The 16769-nt window shown below is 73.0% G+C and carries 12 protein-coding genes and 1 pseudogene; 5 read left to right on the top strand and 8 right to left on the bottom strand.

From position 1 onward, the window contains the following. Positions 1-75: 75 nt before the first annotated feature. Positions 76-642: a tyrosine recombinase XerC gene (gene xerC, locus ACIO5D_RS24630; RefSeq protein ID WP_400797806.1), complete on the bottom strand. Its 567-nt coding sequence runs from the start codon at positions 640-642 to the stop codon at positions 76-78. Positions 643-651: 9 nt separating this feature from the next. Continuing rightward, a pseudogene (locus ACIO5D_RS24625) lies at positions 652-837 on the bottom strand (Arm DNA-binding domain-containing protein); the annotation flags it as partial. Between the two features lie 407 nt (positions 838-1244). Here ACIO5D_RS24625 and ACIO5D_RS24620 point away from each other — a divergent pair. Further along, complete coding sequence (locus ACIO5D_RS24620; RefSeq protein WP_400797791.1) at positions 1245-6560, top strand: sacsin N-terminal ATP-binding-like domain-containing protein; 5316 nt, start codon at positions 1245-1247, stop codon at positions 6558-6560. A 655-nt stretch (positions 6561-7215) separates the two neighbouring features. Here ACIO5D_RS24620 and ACIO5D_RS24615 read toward each other — a convergent pair. Beyond that, entirely contained in the window at positions 7216-8364 is a 1149-nt protein-coding gene (locus tag ACIO5D_RS24615) for a Voldacs domain-containing protein (RefSeq protein WP_400797788.1), read from the bottom strand. Positions 8365-8729: 365 nt separating this feature from the next. Between ACIO5D_RS24615 and ACIO5D_RS24610 the strand changes: the two genes are divergently transcribed. Further along, positions 8730-8993 (top strand): hypothetical protein, encoded by a 264-nt coding sequence (locus ACIO5D_RS24610; RefSeq protein ID WP_400797785.1) that lies wholly within the window; start codon positions 8730-8732, stop codon positions 8991-8993. A 246-nt stretch (positions 8994-9239) separates the two neighbouring features. Here the strand turns inward: ACIO5D_RS24610 and ACIO5D_RS24605 are convergent, their stop codons facing one another. The 5 genes from ACIO5D_RS24605 to ACIO5D_RS24585 form a co-directional block, all read right to left on the bottom strand. Continuing rightward, positions 9240-9374 (bottom strand): hypothetical protein, encoded by a 135-nt coding sequence (locus ACIO5D_RS24605; RefSeq protein WP_400659621.1) that lies wholly within the window; start codon positions 9372-9374, stop codon positions 9240-9242. A 329-nt stretch (positions 9375-9703) separates the two neighbouring features. Then, positions 9704-10543 carry a shikimate dehydrogenase family protein gene (locus ACIO5D_RS24600; protein WP_400797782.1) on the bottom strand — a complete coding sequence of 280 codons (840 nt, stop codon included), beginning with the start codon at positions 10541-10543 and terminating at the stop codon, positions 9704-9706. 1 nt (position 10544) lies between these two features. After that, the gene (locus ACIO5D_RS24595) at positions 10545-11606 is read right to left on the bottom strand and encodes a 3-dehydroquinate synthase family protein (RefSeq protein ID WP_400797779.1); all 1062 of its coding nucleotides are present in this window, start codon (positions 11604-11606) and stop codon (positions 10545-10547) included. A 99-nt stretch (positions 11607-11705) separates the two neighbouring features. Next, the gene (locus ACIO5D_RS24590) at positions 11706-12725 is read right to left on the bottom strand and encodes an ROK family protein (RefSeq protein WP_400659613.1); all 1020 of its coding nucleotides are present in this window, start codon (positions 12723-12725) and stop codon (positions 11706-11708) included. Further along, positions 12725-13165, bottom strand: coding sequence for a type II 3-dehydroquinate dehydratase (locus ACIO5D_RS24585; protein WP_030397945.1), 441 nt, complete (start codon positions 13163-13165; stop codon positions 12725-12727). The genes ACIO5D_RS24590 and ACIO5D_RS24585 overlap by 1 nt, the downstream gene beginning before the upstream one ends. 163 nt (positions 13166-13328) lie before the next feature. Here ACIO5D_RS24585 and ACIO5D_RS24580 point away from each other — a divergent pair, with 163 nt between their 5' ends. The 3 genes from ACIO5D_RS24580 (at position 13329) to ACIO5D_RS24570 (ending at position 16492) form a co-directional block, all read left to right on the top strand. Further along, entirely contained in the window at positions 13329-14498 is a 1170-nt protein-coding gene (locus tag ACIO5D_RS24580) for a DegT/DnrJ/EryC1/StrS family aminotransferase (RefSeq protein WP_400797776.1), read from the top strand. An 8-nt stretch (positions 14499-14506) separates the two neighbouring features. Further along, on the top strand, positions 14507-15613 hold the full coding sequence (locus ACIO5D_RS24575) for a Gfo/Idh/MocA family oxidoreductase (protein WP_363614917.1): 1107 nt from the start codon (positions 14507-14509) through the stop codon (positions 15611-15613). Positions 15614-15775: 162 nt separating this feature from the next. Then, complete coding sequence (locus ACIO5D_RS24570) at positions 15776-16492, top strand: HAD-IA family hydrolase (protein WP_363614915.1); 717 nt, start codon at positions 15776-15778, stop codon at positions 16490-16492. The last annotated feature ends 277 nt before the right edge of the window (positions 16493-16769 follow it).

Here is a 16769-nt window from a genome sequence, read left to right as displayed (position 1 = left end):
CCGCCCGCTCCCGGACCTCACTGGGGTATGGCTTCCTCATAACGGACTCGATCCTTCCAAGAGAACGAGTCTCGGTCAAACCCGCAGCGGTTCAGCTGTCAGGGTCCAGCGGACGTAGAGCTTGCGGTCCATGAGGTGGACATCCGACCAGTGCAGGGCGAGGATCTCGCCGCGGCGCATGCCGGTGCCGAGCATGACCTCGAACAGGTCGGTGAGCCGGTCGGCGTAGTGCTCCGTGTTGTGCCGCAGGAAAGCTGCGGCCTGGTCGGGGGTCCAGCAGGTGCGTACGGCGGCGCGGGGCTTGGCGGGTACGGAGTGCTTGGCCGGGTTGTAGCGCAGCCGCCACGTCCGCACCGCGCTGTTGAGGGCGTTGCGCAGCATGGCCACCGCGTGGTGAACCGTGGTGCGGCCCCGGCCGGCGGCGAGCTGTGTGCTCACCCAGGCGTCGATGTGCTTGGGCCGCAGATCAACGAGCAGCATGCCGCCGAACGCGGGCAGCAGGTCGCGCTCGATGCACGCCCGGTAACCCGCCCAGGTGTTCGGGGCCAGCGTCGGCCGCTTCGACTCCAGCCACTCGTACAGGAACAGCCCGACGCGCAGCGTGCGGTCCTCGTACACACCCCGGTACTCGGCATCCAACACCCGCGCCATCTCCCGGGCCGCCTCCGCCCGACTGGCGAACCCACCCCGCCGCCGAGTCCGACGCTTGCCGTCCTCCCGCGCCAGGTCCACCGCGTACGTCCACCGGCCATGCGCGGTGTCGGCGGCCGACTGCGGACACCACGGGCCCAACTGCTTCCCGCTGGTGCCGTCCTTGCACCCGCATCGCCGATACACCCTGCCCCGCTTGGGACGCTGCGCTATGGGCTCCTCCTCGAACCAAGTGGTGATGGCGTGTCCAGAGTTGCGGGAGTGGTGGCTGTGGCGGCAGAGCGTGCAGGACGGGGCGTGGAGCACAGGCAAGATCGACTGGCCGGGACACGCGCCGGCGACACACCGCGAAGGGGATCACGGAGCCCGTTCGGTGGGTAGGCGAGCTTGATAGCGCAGCATCGGCCCGCACGGGGTCGCTGCTCCGAAGAGTGGCCGCGGACGGAAAGAAGGCGGTCGGTGCAAGCTGATGCCGGAGCCAAGACGGCTCAGCCATGGACGCGAGGGCGCCGGTCAGCTATCTCGCAGCTCACACCGCCCTTGTCGCTGGCGTGCGATAGCGTTCGGATTGATTCTGGGGCGAGGGGGTTTCGGTGACCGGCAGTGCGTATGCGGCCGAGCTGCGAGAGTACTCACTGGAGGTGCTCGGGGACTCGCTGGGGATGAAGCGCTGGCGGGGGCCGGAGCAGTTGCGAGCCGCCTCGTTCAGCACCGCGCGGGACTACGCCGGTCGCTTCCTGCTTGAGCTTCTGCAGAACGGGCACGACGCTCACCCGCGGCAGCGGCATGACGGTCGGGTGCATGTTCTCCTTGACGAGGACGACGGTGAGTTCGGCACTCTGCTGGTCGGCAACGGTGGCACCCCCTTCACCTGGGCCAGGGTCGAGTCGGTGTGCAACCTGGCGATCAGCGAGAAGGTGATCGGTGAGGGCATCGGCAATAAGGGGGTGGGGTTCCGGAGCGTCCTGCAGATCACGGACGCACCGGAGATCTACAGCGCCCGAAGCGCGGGGCCGGGTCCAGCGCTGCTGGACGGCTACTGTTTCCGGTTTGCCCTGGAGGAGGAGCTGGCGGCTCTGCTGGGGGACCGCGAGACGGCCCGGAACGCGGCGAAGAAGCTGCCGCCGTTCCAGATTCCCTACCCGATAGCCGAGGTACCGGAGGCCTGTGCGCGGCTGGCCGAGGCGGGGAGCGTGACCGTGGTCCGGCTCCCGCTGCGCCATGCGGCCGCCCTCGGTGAAGTGCGGCGTCGCCTGGAGGAGTTGGCTGCCACCAAGGCCCCGGTAATGCTCTTCCTGGACCGGTTGTCCCGCCTGGTGTTGGAGCGGCGCGTCGCCGGTGTGGTGGAGACCGTCAGCGAGCTGACCCGCGTCGAGCGGCAGCTGGGGCCGGTCGTCCCCTCCTCGGCCGTTGCTGTTTCGCTCGCCGAGGTCGATCTCGGTCCGGCCGGGTGCTTCGTGATCGCGCGTCACACCGTGGACGACGAGCGGCTGCGGTCCACCGTCGAGGCGGCGGTGGACCTGGGCAGGCTGGACGAGTCCTGGCGGGAATGGGCCGAGCCGGCCGTGGTGGAGGCGGCGCTGCCGGTGGCGGCCGCCAGACCGAGGCGTGGGCAGACTTTCACCTTCCTGCCACTGGGGGAAGAGGTTCTCGCGCCCTTCCCTGGCCATCTCAATGCCCCCTTCTACACCAAGATGGACCGCATCGACCTGGACCACGAACACCCCCTGAATAGGCTGCTGTTCGAAGTGGCTGCCGAGACCTGTCTGGCAGGGTCGGAGCACCTGCGCGGGCTGCCGGAGCCCCGGATGCGGCAGATGGCGGTGGACCTGGTGAGCTGGGAGTGGACGGGCAAGTACGCGGGACTGCTGTCGGCGGCGGCCCGGCGCGTGCACGGCCGTGACCTGGGCGAGGTGGCCATCGTGCCGGCGGTGCGGAGCGAGGGTGCTCCGCCGGAAGAGGGCTGGACGACACCGAGGGACGCGACGTTCTGGCCGGAGGATGAACTCGCCCTGCTCACAACGGGGAAGGCACACGCGACCGGGATCTCCGTGGTGGATCCGGACGCCGGCACCGACCGGATCAGGCGGCTGGCGGCGATGTGCCGCGCTCTGAAGTACCCGCTGGAGCCCCCGCGGTCGGGGCTGGCGGACCTGGCGGAACGGATCGTGGCCACGCTGCCGCTGCCCCGGGCCGGTGGATCCGTCCGGGAGTGGGACGCCCTGTACGCGGACCTCGCCACGCTCTTCGAGTACGACGGGGAGGTGCTGCGCGGCCGGATGATCCTGCTGGCCGAGGACGGCACGCTCCGGCGCGCGAACGGCGGTGGCGACAACGGAAAGCCTGGGCAGCGGGAGAAGCGGCGGCAGGCGTTCTTCCAGCCCGGACACGGCATACGGGGCGACAAGGGGACGCCCGCAGTGCCTGCCGCGCTCGGCAAGCGGCTCTTCTGCCTGCACCCGGACCTGAGCTGGGCCGAGAACTACGACGGCGGACACCGGCAGGGGGTCCGGTCCTTCCTGCAGGCGGCCGGTCTCGTCCGGGCGTTCGACGCCAACGGCCTGCTGGAGCACGTCCGGCTGGCCCTGGGCGGCAGCACGGACCAGAAGTTGCGTCTCCAGGCCCTCCGGTTCGTCTTCCGGCTTTGGCGCTCGAAGCAGTTCACGGGAGAGTCGGCGCTGTCCTCGGTGGGGCTGTACGTACCCTCTGCGGACGGGGTGCTGATCCAGGCTTCCGGGGCGGCCTTCGGCACGGGATGGACGGGCACGACAGGGGACGACCTGGCGGCGGTGGTGGCGGACGGGCGTGAGCTGTCGTCCGCGCTCCGGTGGATCGCCAAGCGTCTGATCGCGCCGCCGGACACAGTGGTGAAGCGGGGCGAGAGCCTGGACGAGTGGCGTGACTTCCTGACCGCCCTAGGCGTCACTGACGGGCTGATACCTGTCATTACGCAAGGGGCCGGGCGCCGGGCCAACGGGGGCGCTCTGACGACGGGCAACCTGCTCAGGATGGCGAACGTCCCCAAGGGGGTCGACGAGCAGTGGGTGGCGCACATGGGACGATCGCGGTCCACCGCGTGGTACCCCCAGACGCCCTACAACGGCGGCCACGCCTACCGGCTGCCGGGCCAGGAGGTCGTCGGGCGGCTCGGCGAGGCGGCCCGATTGGCGTACGCCCGACTCGTGCTGCGCGGCCTGGCGACGTGGACGCGGGGTCACTTCAGGACGGTCTGGACGAGTGACAGCAGCCGTAAGGCGGACCAGGAGATCGTACCGACACCGCTGGAGGCCTTCGTCCACGGACAGCCCTGGCTGCCCGTGCGGGGCGCCGGCCGCGCCGTGCGCTGGGTACGCCCGGCCGAGGCCTGGTACTGCCCGCCCGGGGCGGATGAGGAGCCCGCCTTCGTATCGACGGTCGACCGGCGGCTGCGCCACCTGCTGGAGCAGAAGGCCGTCCGAGACCGCCTGGGCGAAGCGGGCCTGTCCAGCTGGGGAGAGCCCGAGCACAGTGCGCGCCTGATCGCGGCCCTCGGCCGGTTCCTGGAGGACGGCGCGATCCGCGGTGAGGACTGGCCCTTGGCCCAGCGTGCCAACGAGCAGGCCTGGAACGAGCTCGTCGCACAGCCCGACCCCGAGCTCTCGGAGGACGCCGTCCTGCTCGCCGAAGCGGGCGACAGGATGGTGGCCGTGGCCCTCGCCGAACTCGCCGACGACAGTGCGGTGGTGTACGTCACCGGCGACCGAGACAGCCTCGCCGCTCGCCTGATCCGCGAGATGGAAGAGCCGCTGCTTGTGCTTCCGGGCATCGCCCGGCAGGCCCGCGACCTGCTCGAGGAGATCTGCCCCGGCACCTTCCGGGCCGTGGACTCCCTGGAATTCTCGGCCACCGTCGACGGCGAGCTGGTGGACCCGGCGACCATGGGCGAGCCACTGGTCGACGAATACCCCTGGCTGACCCTGGCGATAGCCGCACTCGCCGACCACGATCCACACACGCCGCGGCCGAGCGACACCGCCCTCACCGAGCTGACGGGCGCGCTCCGCGCCGTTCGACTGCACCGCTACACCAACTGGGAGGTCACCCTCGACGGGGAGCCGGTCGCCGTACCGGACCGGTTGGACGGAGTGCTCCCGCTGTCCGACCCCAAGCACCCGCTGCTACTGACGCGGGAGGGCGACCGGAGCTGGCGCGAGGTCGCCCGGTTCGCCGTCGCCATGGCCGACCTGATCGGACACCGCGGCTTCGGCGACCGACTGCAGCTGGCCGCTCTCAAACTCGGGGACGCCCACGCAGACCTGCGGGAACCGGCCGAGCAGGAACTCGCCCGGGCCCTCGGCCTTTCCACCCACCAGCTCGACCAGACCGGCCGACGGATCGACGGCGCTGTCGGAGGTGTCCTGCAACGCGGCTACCCGCTGCTCGTGCACCTGCTCGGCCGACCGAAGGCGGACGAGCTGACCGAGCCGACACCGCGGGACACCCAGGATCTCGCGGCCGCGCTGCGCTCTTACGAGAACGAACTCCCGGTGGCAGCCGAGAGGTTCATCGGTGAGGCCCGAGTGGCCAGGTCGACCGACGAACTCAGGGCGGCGCTCGGGATCGACTTCGCCGCGCTGAACCACACCCTGGCCACGCTGGCTCCGCGATACCGGCCGATCAGCCACGGCGAGACACACGAGGAGGCGCTCCGGGCGTTCGTGGACCTGCACAGGAAGGAGTTGCTGAACCGGCTCCGCTGGTCGGCCCTGGAAGATTTCGACGCCAGGCGACCGCTGACCGACTGGCCGGAGATCCGCACCCTCGACTGGATCACCGCACCCTCGGCCTGGGCCCTGACCGTCGAGACCGCCGACACCGCACTGCTGTGGGCACAGGTCGAAGAGGCACTCGCCGTGCGGCTGGGCGGGCCGGCCCCGGAAGAGGGGGACTCGCTGCCGCCGATCGACTACGCGCGCGGCCGGAACAAGAGCGTGATAGCGGGCAGGGCGGAGGACCTCGTCGCCTTGGTGACGGCGTCCGGCCGGACGCTTCCCGCAGCGCTGTCGGCCCCCGCCCCGGCGGAGGAGATCACCACCCGGCTGGAGGCTGCCGGTGCGCTCGACTTCCGAGTGCTGGGCCCGGACGACGTGGTCGCCTGGCTGGCCACGCTCGGGCAGTGGCCGGCCGACCTGCCCCGCACGGCGGACCTCGACCGCCACGGGCTTACCCCGGAGGACCTGGACGAGGCGCGGAACGAGACGAACCGGGCCCGCGCGGCACGGGAGCGTGCCCGACGGCTCATCTCGGTGGGAAACCGGGAACTCGACGTGCACTCCGGCGACTTCACCGAACTCAACGCCGTCCTGCGCGAAGCACTGGACGCCAGGCCCGAACTGGTTGGCGGCCACCACCACTTCGCCCAACTCACCCCGCTCGTGCCGCGAAGCAGGACAGGACGATCTGGGCACCGCCCGGGCGGCACCCGGGGCCATGCGGACAGCGGACTGTCCCAGGCTCAGCGGACGGCGATTGGGTACGCGGGCGAGTGGTACGCCTACCACTGGCTGTGCCGCCAGTACCCTGGCACCGACGAGAGCAGCTGGGTCTCCACCAACCGTCGCGGTGCGTTCCCCGGCACACCGGGGGACGACGGTCTGGGCTTCGACTTCCGGGTCGGGTCCGGCAAGCAGCCGCTGATGTTCGAGGTCAAGGCTACCCAGGGGCAGGGCGGACAGATCGAACTGGGGGAGAGCGAGGTCCGGGCGGCCCAGCGGCACGCCGGCCACGACCGGTGGCGGCTGCTGGTGATCACCTCGGTCCTCGACTCCGAACGGCTCCAGGTGCACATGCTCCCCAACCCCTTCGGGGCGCGGGGACGCGGGTACTACCAGGAGGAGGGAGGCGCGTTGCGCTTCACCTACCGGCTGTGATTCCGGGCTGCAGAGGCTTGCGATCGACGAATTCGGACTGGGTGGGCCACGGCCTCGTTAGCCTTCCGGGATGGCACTTTCATCGGCGTTCAGCTCTCGACGCTGATGGCCCTTTGCCATGGACTCCTCCTCGAACCAAGTGGCGATGGCCCGTCTACGGTTGCCGGGATGGCGGGTATGGCGGCAGAGGGTGCGGGGCGGGAGCGGGGAGCATGACAAGAACGACTTGTCGGGATGCGCGCTGGCGACACGCCGCGAGGGTGATCATGATGTGTGGCCAGCGGGCAGGTCGGCTTGATTGCGCAGCATCGGCCTTTGTGCGTTCACCGTCCGAAGGGGGCGCGGACCGGGAGAAGGTGCTCTGTCTGTCGCCCGCAGGGCTGCTCGGCCCGTTCCGGTGGGTGGTGGAATTCCGGCCCCTTTCCGGGGTTGCGGAATTCCCGAACCTGATTGAACGCCAGACGTGCACGCTGGGGCGGTTACGCTGAGTAGTATCGGCCGGGGTTCGGGCGCGCGCGTCGACGGCCTGGGTGAACGTGCGGTTGCCGACAGGTCGGCGCGTGTCACGCGGAGTCGCCGAGGGGAGCGGGTGGCCAGACCCCCCGTCGTCACCCTGGGTGATTGTCGAGGGGGTGCGTCGGGTTCGGGTGGTCGGTCACGTGAGCCGGTCGCGGTGGCGGGTTGCGGTTTCGCGGACGAGGTGGGCGAAGCGTTCGCGGCCGTGGCCCTGGTGCTGTTCGGCCTGTTCGTCGTTCCGGTCCTCCGCCTCGTCGGCATCGGCGTCCTCGTCGTCGGGGTCGTCGTATTCCTCGTGGAGGAGCTGGCAGCCGTGGATGCCGGTGAGGAGGTCTTCGAGGAGGTCGCGGGCGGGGCGCCTGGGGTCGAGGGGGGTCAGGCGCAGGCCGGTGTCCTCGGGGTCGGTGTCCGGGCCGGTGTGTTCGGCGAGGTCGTCGTCGAGGTCTTCGAGTTGTTCGCGCAGGCCCGCCGGGTCGGGGAGGAGGCCGTCGGCGATGTGGAGGGCGTGGCGTACGAGGCCGGTGACCGCGTCGTAGGGGGAGACGCCGGCTTCGAGGAGTTCGAGGACGAGGGTGGGGGTTTCGTGGGGGAGGGCTTCGCTGTTGTCGGCTTCGAGGAGCAGGGTGGTGGGGGAGTGGCCGGTGGCTTCGGCGGTGACCTCGGCGGCGGCCGCGAGCCAGTGGGCGGCGGCGACGGCGGCGGCGGTGGGGTCGATCTCGGTGAGGAGGGCCGCGGGGCCGAAGGGGTTCTGTTCGAGGAGGCGGTCGGCGGCGGCGACCTGGACGGGGGAGGCGCCTTCGCGGCTGAGGAGGACGGCCTGGCGGGCGCGGCCGGTGAGGTCGCCGAGTTCGGCGTTCTCCACGGCGGCGAGTTCGGTGGCGGTTTCGGCGAGGACGGCGTCGGTGAGCTCGCGGTCGTCCAGGGTGTGGAGGGCGCGGCCGGCGCGGTGGGCGGATTCGACGAGGGGGCTGTAGGAGACGTCGAGCATGCCGTCCTGGGGGAGGTTGGGCCGGGTGATGGCGAGGGGGACCTCGTCGAAGGCCTTTCGCTCCTCCGAGCGGCGCCAGCCCTCGGAGTTGGGTTCCTGGGAGGAGGCGGCGCTGGCGGGGTGGGTGTAGGTGCGCCACGCGGCCTCGGACAGCTGGGTGAGCGCACGGGCCAGGCCCAGGAGCGCGGAGGTGCCGGTCCCAGCGGGGAGGACGCCGATGCGGGTGGCGAGACCACCCTCGCCGGTTCCCCAGGTGGCGATCAGCTCGTGTCGTTCGGGGTCGATGCTGTACCGGGTCATGAAGCCCTACCTCCGGTTCGTGATTCTGCCAGCACATCGCCAGGCCACAAGCCATTCTGACGTGCCGACAGGTTCGGCGGCCCCGGGGACGTCGAAGAGCGGGGCAGCAGCGGTCTTCGGACAGGAGACGGGTGGAGCCGCGGAGGGGCCGCCGCCGGCGGTAGGACGAGGTGGCGCACCTCGCGGCGTCGGCTGTCGTACAGGCGCAGGAGCTGGAGCAGCGTGCGGTGTCGGACTGCCCGCTGGAGGGAAGAACCGGATACACCGCTACGGTGCAACCGCTCTGGGCGGGTTGACTCCGAGCGAACGACTCTTGGGCCGACGTGCGGGCCGACGCTCCTCGGCCCGCGGGCAGGGGAACGTTCATGTCGCTGTCGTATCCACAGGACCGTACGTGTCCCTACCAGCCGCCGTCCGGCTACCTGTCGACCGACGGGCCGGTGAGTCGGGTGACGCTGTACGACGGCCGCGCGGCCTGGCTGGTCACCGGGCGCGCGGAGATCCGCACGCTGCTGGCCGACCCGCGGGTGTCGGCCGACCGCACCAACCTGGACTTCCGATCGTCTCCGAGCGCATGGAGTCCATCCGCCGGCAGCCACGCTTCGCGTTCCCCGCGATGGACCCTGTAGGGTTCCAAAAGTCCCGCAGATGAGCCGAACTGTGTTTTCGTCAGCTGCTCTGGTCTTCGTCAGGCGGTGTTGCGGTACTCGTGGATGAGTCCGTCGAGGACGTCGTGGCGCTGGATCCGCTGGGCTGGGAACGGGATGACGTCGGGGTTGTCGGCAGGAGCGCGAAGTTGCAGCGCTCGGTGCGGCCGGGGGTCGTCCCGTGCGCACGGGTTTCTGCTTCCATTTCCAGCGGAGCAGTCGGCGGTGTCAGGTGAGCAGGGTGCCGGGGGTGACCAGGCGGTGCCGACGGAGCCTGCCCGGCAGGTGCCGGGCGAGAGCGGAGAGCACCGCGCGGTCCGGCCAGGAAAGGCGTGGCCGGACGCCGAGCCGACGGCGCAGCACCGTGTTCTCGTGGCGTAACGCGAGGATCTCGGCGTCCTTCGCCCCCCTCCGAGCGGGAGAGCAGCAGGGGCAGTCCCAGGAGCCGGAGAAAGACCAGGTAGAGCATGCGCAGCGCCATACAGACCGAGCCTGCCATGATCACCTGGAGCTGCAGAGTACCTGCTCAGGGGCATTGCGTCACTCATGGCACCCCACAGGGCGGGCCCGGTGGATCCTGAGGGTTCCGTCCCGCCGGGCACGCCCCCGTGCCCCGTTTCTCCCCCCCCGTCCTGCGGGTCCAGCCCGTCCCGCCCGTTCCGGGCTCTCCGGCGGTTCCGGAGGAACGGGGGTCACCCCGGAAGGCGGAAGAAGGAGCGGTAGAGCGGAAGTTGCTCGGCGAGCATGTGGATGCCGGGGTGGGTGGCGAGGCCGAGGGCGGCGGCGGTGCGCAGCAGCGGGGTCTCGGCGGGCGTCATGATGATGTCGGCGACCAGCGCGCCGGGCGCCAGTGCTGCCGGGTCGAAGGGGAGCGGGTCGGCCGGGTCCAGGCCCAGCGGGGTGGCGTTGACCGCGAGGTCGACGCCGGAGGGCGGGCGCGGGGCGGCGGCCACGCGGCCGGGCCAGCGGGTGCCGAGCCGCTCCAGCAGGGCGTCCACCCGGCCCCGGTCGGGATCGGTGACGGTGAGTGCGGCGGCTCCTTCGGTGAGCAGGGCGGCGGCGATGGCGAGCCCCGCGCCTCCGGCGCCGGCCAGCGCCACCCGCAGCCCGGCCGGGTGGTGCCCCGCGGCGGCCAGGCCCCTGACGAACCCCGCGCCGTCGAAGTTGTCGCCGTACCAGCGGCCGTCCGGCTCGCGGCGCAGCGCGTTGGTGCTGCCCAGCAGGGCGGCGGCGTCGCTGAGTTCGTCGGCGTGCCCGCACATCGCCAGCTTGTGCGGGACGGTGACCAGCAGCCCGTCCAGGTTGGCGACGGCCTTCAGCCCTCGCACGACCTCGTCCAGCCGGTCCGCCGGGGCGTGCACGGGGACGAGCACGGCGTCCACGCCGCTCGCCGCGAACAGCGGGTTGAGCAGAGCGGGCGCCTTGGCCTGCGCGACCGGGTCGCCGAGCACCGCGAACAGCCGGGTGCGGCCGGAGATCGGCGGCCCGGCGGCCGGCGCGTCGGGGGCCGGCAGGTCGAGGGGAAGGGACACCTCAGGCCTCCCCGGCGGCGCGCGGCATGGCGTCCAGCGTGCGGGCGACCAGTGACTCGGGGACGTCGCTGACGAGTTCGGCGCCGCGCGGGCCGTCCAGGACGAAGGAGAGCCCGTCGACGGCCTTCTTGTCCAGCCGCATGAGGGCGATCAGCGCCCCGGTGTCGACCTCCGGCGGCAGCGCGGTCGACAGCCCGTAGTGGGCGACCACCTCGTGGTGCTCGGCGACCCGCTCGGGGCCGATCCGGCCGAGCGCGCCCGCCAGCCGGCCGGCGAAGACCGTGCCGACGCCGACCGCCTCGCCGTGGCGCAGCCGGAAGTCGGTGGCGCGTTCCAGCGCGTGGCCCAGGGTGTGGCCGTAGTTGAGGATGTGCCGCAGCCCGGCGTCGCGCTCGTCGGCGGCCACCACGGCGGCCTTGCGGGCGACGCTCGCGGCGATCTGCTCGGGCAGCGGCAGGTGGCGGAGGTCCCCGGCGCCGATGAAGTGGCAGCGGGCGATCTCCCCGTAGCCGTTGACGCGTTCGCGCGGCGGGAGGGTGCTGAGGTAGTCGGTGTCGCAGAGCACGGCGGACGGCTGCCAGTACGCGCCCACCAGGTTCTTGCCCTCCGGGAGGTTCACCGCCGTCTTGCCGCCGACGCTCGCGTCGACCTGGGCCAGCAGCGAGGTGGGCAGGTGCACCACCGGCACTCCCCGGTGGTACAGCGCGGCGGCGAGCCCGACCGCGTCGGTGGTGGTGCCGCCGCCGCAGGAGACCACGGCGTCCGCCCGGCCCAGGCCGAACGCGGTGAAGCGGCTGCACAGTTCGGCCACCCCGGCGAGGGACTTGCCCTCCTCGCCGTCCTTCGCCTCCACCACCAGGGTGTCGAGGCCGGTGTCGGGCAGCCACTCGGCGGGCCGGGCGCTGACCACCGCGACCCGGCGGGCGCCGATCCTCGCGAGTACCCCGGCCAGCCGGTGGCGGGCGCCGGGGCCGATCAGCACCGGGTAGCCGCGCTCGCCCAGCTCCACGTCGATGCGCCGCAGCCCGCCGTCCGTGCGGACGAGGGTTTCTGTCGTGGTCAACTCGGCTCCCAGGGCTGGTCGGTGCGGTGGTGTGCGGTGGTGTGTGGTGCGATGTCGCTCGGTGGGGTGGGACTGGGGCGCGCGGGCGCGGGCACGGCTTCAGGACGCGGGCTGCAGCCGCGCCAGCGCGAGGGCGCCGTGCAGCGAGGACAGCCCGCCGAGCACGGCCGGCCGGATCGCGGGGGCCGGGCCGCCGGGGCGGGCCAGCGCGGCGGCGTGCGCCTCCACCCGCGCCGTGAAGCCGGGCAGCCCGTCGGCGAACCCGCCGCCCAGCACGGTCAGTTCGGGGTGGAACAGCTCGCCGAGCGAGACGGCCACCGCCGCCAGCGCGGCGCAGGTCTCCTCGACGGCCTCCACCGCCCACGGCGTGCCCTCGGCCAGCCCGGTCCGCAGCTCCGCGTACTCGACCGGCGCGCCGCGCAGCAGTTCCGCGCGCCGCAGGGTCGCCGGACCGGAGGCGGTGGCCTGCAGGCAGCCGCGCCGCCCGCAGTCGCAGACCGGGCCCCGGCGGTCGACGATCAGGTGCCCCGCCTCGCAGGAGCCGCGCCCCGGGCCCGGCAGCGGCGCGCCCTCGTGCACGACACCGCCGCCGACGCCCGTCCCGACACCCAGGTAGACCACGTGCCCGGACCCGGCGTGCACCGCCTCGGCGAGCGCGGCGAGATCACCGTCGTCCGCCCAGGCCAGCGCCGCGGTGGGGAAGAGCCGCCGCAGCGCCGGGACGAGGTCGAAGCCGCGCCAGCCGGGGCGGCCCGGCCAGGCGAGCACCCGGCCGTCCGGGCCGATGGTCGCGGGCACGGCCACCCCGACCGCCGCGAAGTCGCCCTCCCAGCGCTCCCGCAGGTCGGCGACCGTGCCGGCCAGCGCCGTCCAGTCGGCGTAGACGCCGGCCACCCGGGCGCCAGGCCAGCGCAGCACGGCTTCCTCGGTGCGGACCGGCCCGCCGGGCGGGCCGTCCTCGGCGCGCAGCGCCACCTTGGTGCCGCCGATGTCGATGCCGAGCACGCCCCGGGCGGCCGTCGGGGCCTGAGCCGTCGGGGCCTGAGCCGTGGGGCCCTGCGCCGCCGCGGCCCGCGTCGTCGTGGTGTCCCCTGCCGGGGTTCCCGTCGCGAAGCCCATCAGGACGCCGGGACCTTCGCCAGCAGCGCCTGCGCGGCGAGCCGGTAGCCGAGCGCGCCGAGCCCGACGATCACGCCCGAGGCGAGCGGCGCCAGTACCGACTCGTGCCGGAAGGACTCGCGCGCCCAGACGTTGGACAGGTGCACCTCGACGAACGGCCGCGGGTAGGCGGCGAGCGCGTCGCGCAGGCCCCAGCCGGCGATCATCAGCGCGCCCGGGTTCACGATCGCCCCGACGGAGCCGTCCCAGGCGTCCTGCACCGCCTCGATCAGCTGACCCTCGGACTCGCGCTGGACGGAGACCACCTTCCAGCCCCGGCCGGCCACCTCGGCGGCGACCGCGGCCTCGATGTCGGCCAGGGTGTCGGTGCCGTAGACCTCCGGTTCGCGGCGGCCGAGAATCCCGAGATTGGGGCCATTCAGCAATAGCAGTTCGCTCATATTCCGGTTATAGCAGCGAGTTCCCCGGGCGAACCCCGAAGAGGGCTACCGGACTGCAGGACAAGGGCTTTCTAGGGGGGTGTGTAGGGGAAGTGACGGGCCGCATTTCCTGGGTTAGCGTGCCGTTCCACGGTCCCCCCTACAGGAAAGGCTGCGCGGAATCATGAGTGCCCAAGGACGTCCGGCCCCGGAGTTCCCGGTCTGGCCGCAGTACGACGATGCCGAGCGCGAAGGACTGCTCAGGGCCCTGGAGCAGGGCCAGTGGTGGCGGATGGGCGGCAAGGAGGTCGAGACCTTCGAGCAGGAGTTCGCCGACTACCACGGCGCCGCCAAGGCGCTCGCCGTCACCAACGGTACCCACGCGCTGGAGATCGCCCTCCAGTTGCTCGGTGTCGGCCCGGGCACCGAGGTCATCGTGCCCGCGTTCACGTTCATCTCCTCCTCCCAGGCCGCCCAGCGGCTCGGCGCCACCGCGGTGCCGGTCGACATCGACCTCGACACCTACAACCTGAGCCCCGAGGCGGCCGCCGCCGCGATAACCCCGCGGACCCGCGCGATCATGCCTGTCCACATCGCCGGCCAGATCGCCGACCTGGACGCCCTCGACAAGCTCGCCGCCGACTCGGGCGTCTCGATCGTGCAGGACGCCGCGCACGCCCACGGCGCCCGCTGGCGCGGCCGCCGGGTCGGCGAGCTGGGCTCGATCGCCGCGTTCAGCTTCCAGAACGGCAAGCTGATGACGGCCGGCGAGGGCGGCGCCGTCACCTTCCCGGAGACCGCCCAGTACGACGAGGCGTTCCTGCGGCACAGCTGCGGTCGCCCGCCGACGGACCGGAAGTACTACCACCAGACCTCCGGCTCCAACTTCCGGCTCAACGAGTTCTCCGCGAGCGTGCTGCGCGCCCAGCTCGCCCGCCTGGACAGCCAGATCAGCGTCCGTGAGGAGCGCGCCAAGCTGCTCAAGAGCCTGCTGACGGAGATCCCCGGCGTGGTGCCGCAGGGCCACGACGAGCGAGCCGACCGCGTCCCGCACTACATGGCGATGTTCCGGGTGCCCGGCCTCGGCGAGGACAAAAGGCGCAACGCCCTGGTCGACGACCTGATCGCGCGCGGCCTGCCCGCCTTCGTGGTCTTCCGCGCCATCTACCGCTCGGACGGCTTCTGGGAGTCGGCCGCGCCCGACACCACCGTCGACGAGCTGGCCAAGGCCTGCCCCAACAGCGAGGCGCTCACCGCCGACGGCATCTGGCTGCACCACCGCACCCTCCTCGCGAGCGAGCGGGCGATCGAGGACACCGCCCAGATCATCGCCGACGCCCTGGCCGCGGTGTGAACGCGTGGGTGAGCACCGCCGGACGGGGGCCGGCCGCCCCGGTGCGGGTGGCCGTCGTCGGCCTCGGCTGGGCGGGCCGCACCATCTGGCTGCCCCGCCTGACGGCCCACCCGGCCTACCGGGTCACCGCCGTCGTCGAGCCCGGCCCCGGCGGCGCGGAGCACGTGCCGTCCGGCGCCGCGCTCCTCGCCGGCGCCGACCTGCTCGGCCCCGATGTCGACCTCGCGGTCGTCGCGGTGCCCAACCACCTGCACACCCCCGTAGCCGAGCGCCTGCTCACCCGCGGCATCCCGGTGTTCCTGGAGAAGCCGGTCTGCCTCAGCGCCGCCGAGGCGGACCGGCTGGCCGCCGCCGAACGCGCCGGCGGGACCGTCCTGCTGGCGGGCAGCGCCGCCCGCTACCGGCCGGACGTCGCCGCCCTCACCGAACTGGCGGCGGACCTCGGCCCGATCCGCCACGTCGACCTCGCCTGGGTCCGTGCCAGCGGTGTCCCCGACGCCGGCGGGTGGTTCACCAGCCGGCGGCTCTCCGGCGGCGGCGCCCTGGTCGACCTCGGCTGGCACCTGCTGGACACGGCCCAGGCCGTGCTCGGCGGCGGCGTCCGGTTCCCGTCGGTGCTCGGCTCGCTCTCCGCCGACTTCGTCAACGACGGCAGGCGCGGCGCCGGCTGGCGCGGCACCGAGGGGCCGGACGGCGCGGGCGACGTCGAGGACACCGCCCGCGGCTTCCTGCTCACCGACACCGGCGTCTCGGTGGCGGTGCGGGCGAGCTGGGCCTCCCACGAGCCCGTCGACACCACCCGGATCACCGTGGAGGGCGCCACCGGTTCCGCGACCCTGGAGTGCACCTTCGGCTTCAGCCCGAACCGCCGGGTCCCGCGCCTCACCCGGACCCGCGACGGCGTCACCACCGAGGTCCCGCTGCCCGGGGAGAGCGTCGGCACCGAGTACGTGCGCCAGCTCGACGAGCTGCCCGCCCTGCTCGCCGACCCGGCCTCGCGCGGCGCGGCCGTGAACCGCGCCCACCACACCATCTCGGTCATCGAGCGGCTCTACGCGGCGGCCCGCGCCCCGCGGCCGCGGCTCGCCGACGAGGCCGCGGCCCTCGCCGTCTGACCGTCGTCGGCGTCCGACCGCCGTCCCCGCCGTTCCCCGCCGAGCCGCGGCTCCACCCGAGCAGCCCCGTGTCCCGGCCCCGGAGGCCGTGCCCATCTCGTCGGCCCCGGGGCGTCAGGCCCGGTCACCCGTCCGGGCAGCCTCTCGTCCCATGGAGATCCCATGCCGATCGACCAGCCCGCAGCCACCGCCCCGACCACCAGGCCCGACGGCCACGCGCTCGCCGCCTCCTCCCCGCTGCGCGCCGTGGTCTTCGACCTCGACGGCGTCATCGTCGACAGCTTCGACGTGATGCGCCGGGCGTTCCTCACCGCCTACGAGGAGGTGGTCGGCGACGGCAACCCGCCGTTCGAGGAGTACTGCCGCCACCTGGGCCGCTACTTCCCGGACATCATGCGGATCATGGGGCTGCCGCTCGCCCTGGAGGAGCCCTTCGTCCGGGAGAGCTACCGGCTCGCCCCCCAGGTCACCGTGCACGCCGGGGTGCGGGAACTGCTCATCGACCTCAACCGGCGCGGCATCCGGCTGGCCGTGGCCACCGGCAAGAGCGGCCCCCGGGCCCGCTCGCTGCTCGACCAGCTCGGCCTGCTGCACCACTTCGACCACGTGCTCGGCTCCGACGAGGTCCCCCGGGCCAAGCCCGCGCCCGACATCGTGCTGCGCGCCCTGGAACTGCTCGACGTGCCGGCCGAACGGACCGTCATGGTCGGCGACGCCGTCACCGACCTGGCGAGCGCCCGGGGCGCCGGGGTCGGCGCGATCGCCGTGCTGTGGGGCGAGACCGACGAGGCGGCGCTGCTCGCCGAACGGCCCGACGCGGTGCTGCGCCGGCCCGACGACCTGCTCGCCCTGCTGCCCGAACCCGTCCCGGCCCACTGACCGGCCGCGAGCCCGGACCACCCGGCCGCCCCACCGGCCGGGCCGGTCCGCCCTCCCCTCCCCGCCCCGCCCCGCCGCGCCCGGCGGGGCGGCGCCGTTCCCGCCCACCGTGAATAGGGCCCGTATAGGGGGTCGGATAGGGGCGGCCCGGAGCCCCCGCCGCACGAGACTGTGACCGGCGGGAATTCGCGCAAGGCCGCCCCGGAAAGGCCGCCCGGCAATGCGCCGGCCCCGTACCGCGAAAATCCGGCCCGGAAATGGAATCCCATTCCGCCGC

This window comes from Kitasatospora sp. NPDC087315, from assembly GCF_044744345.1.
Taxonomy (GTDB): domain Bacteria; phylum Actinomycetota; class Actinomycetes; order Streptomycetales; family Streptomycetaceae; genus Kitasatospora.
Note: the sequence above shows the minus strand (reverse complement) of the source record. Positions and strands in the feature narration are given on the sequence as shown.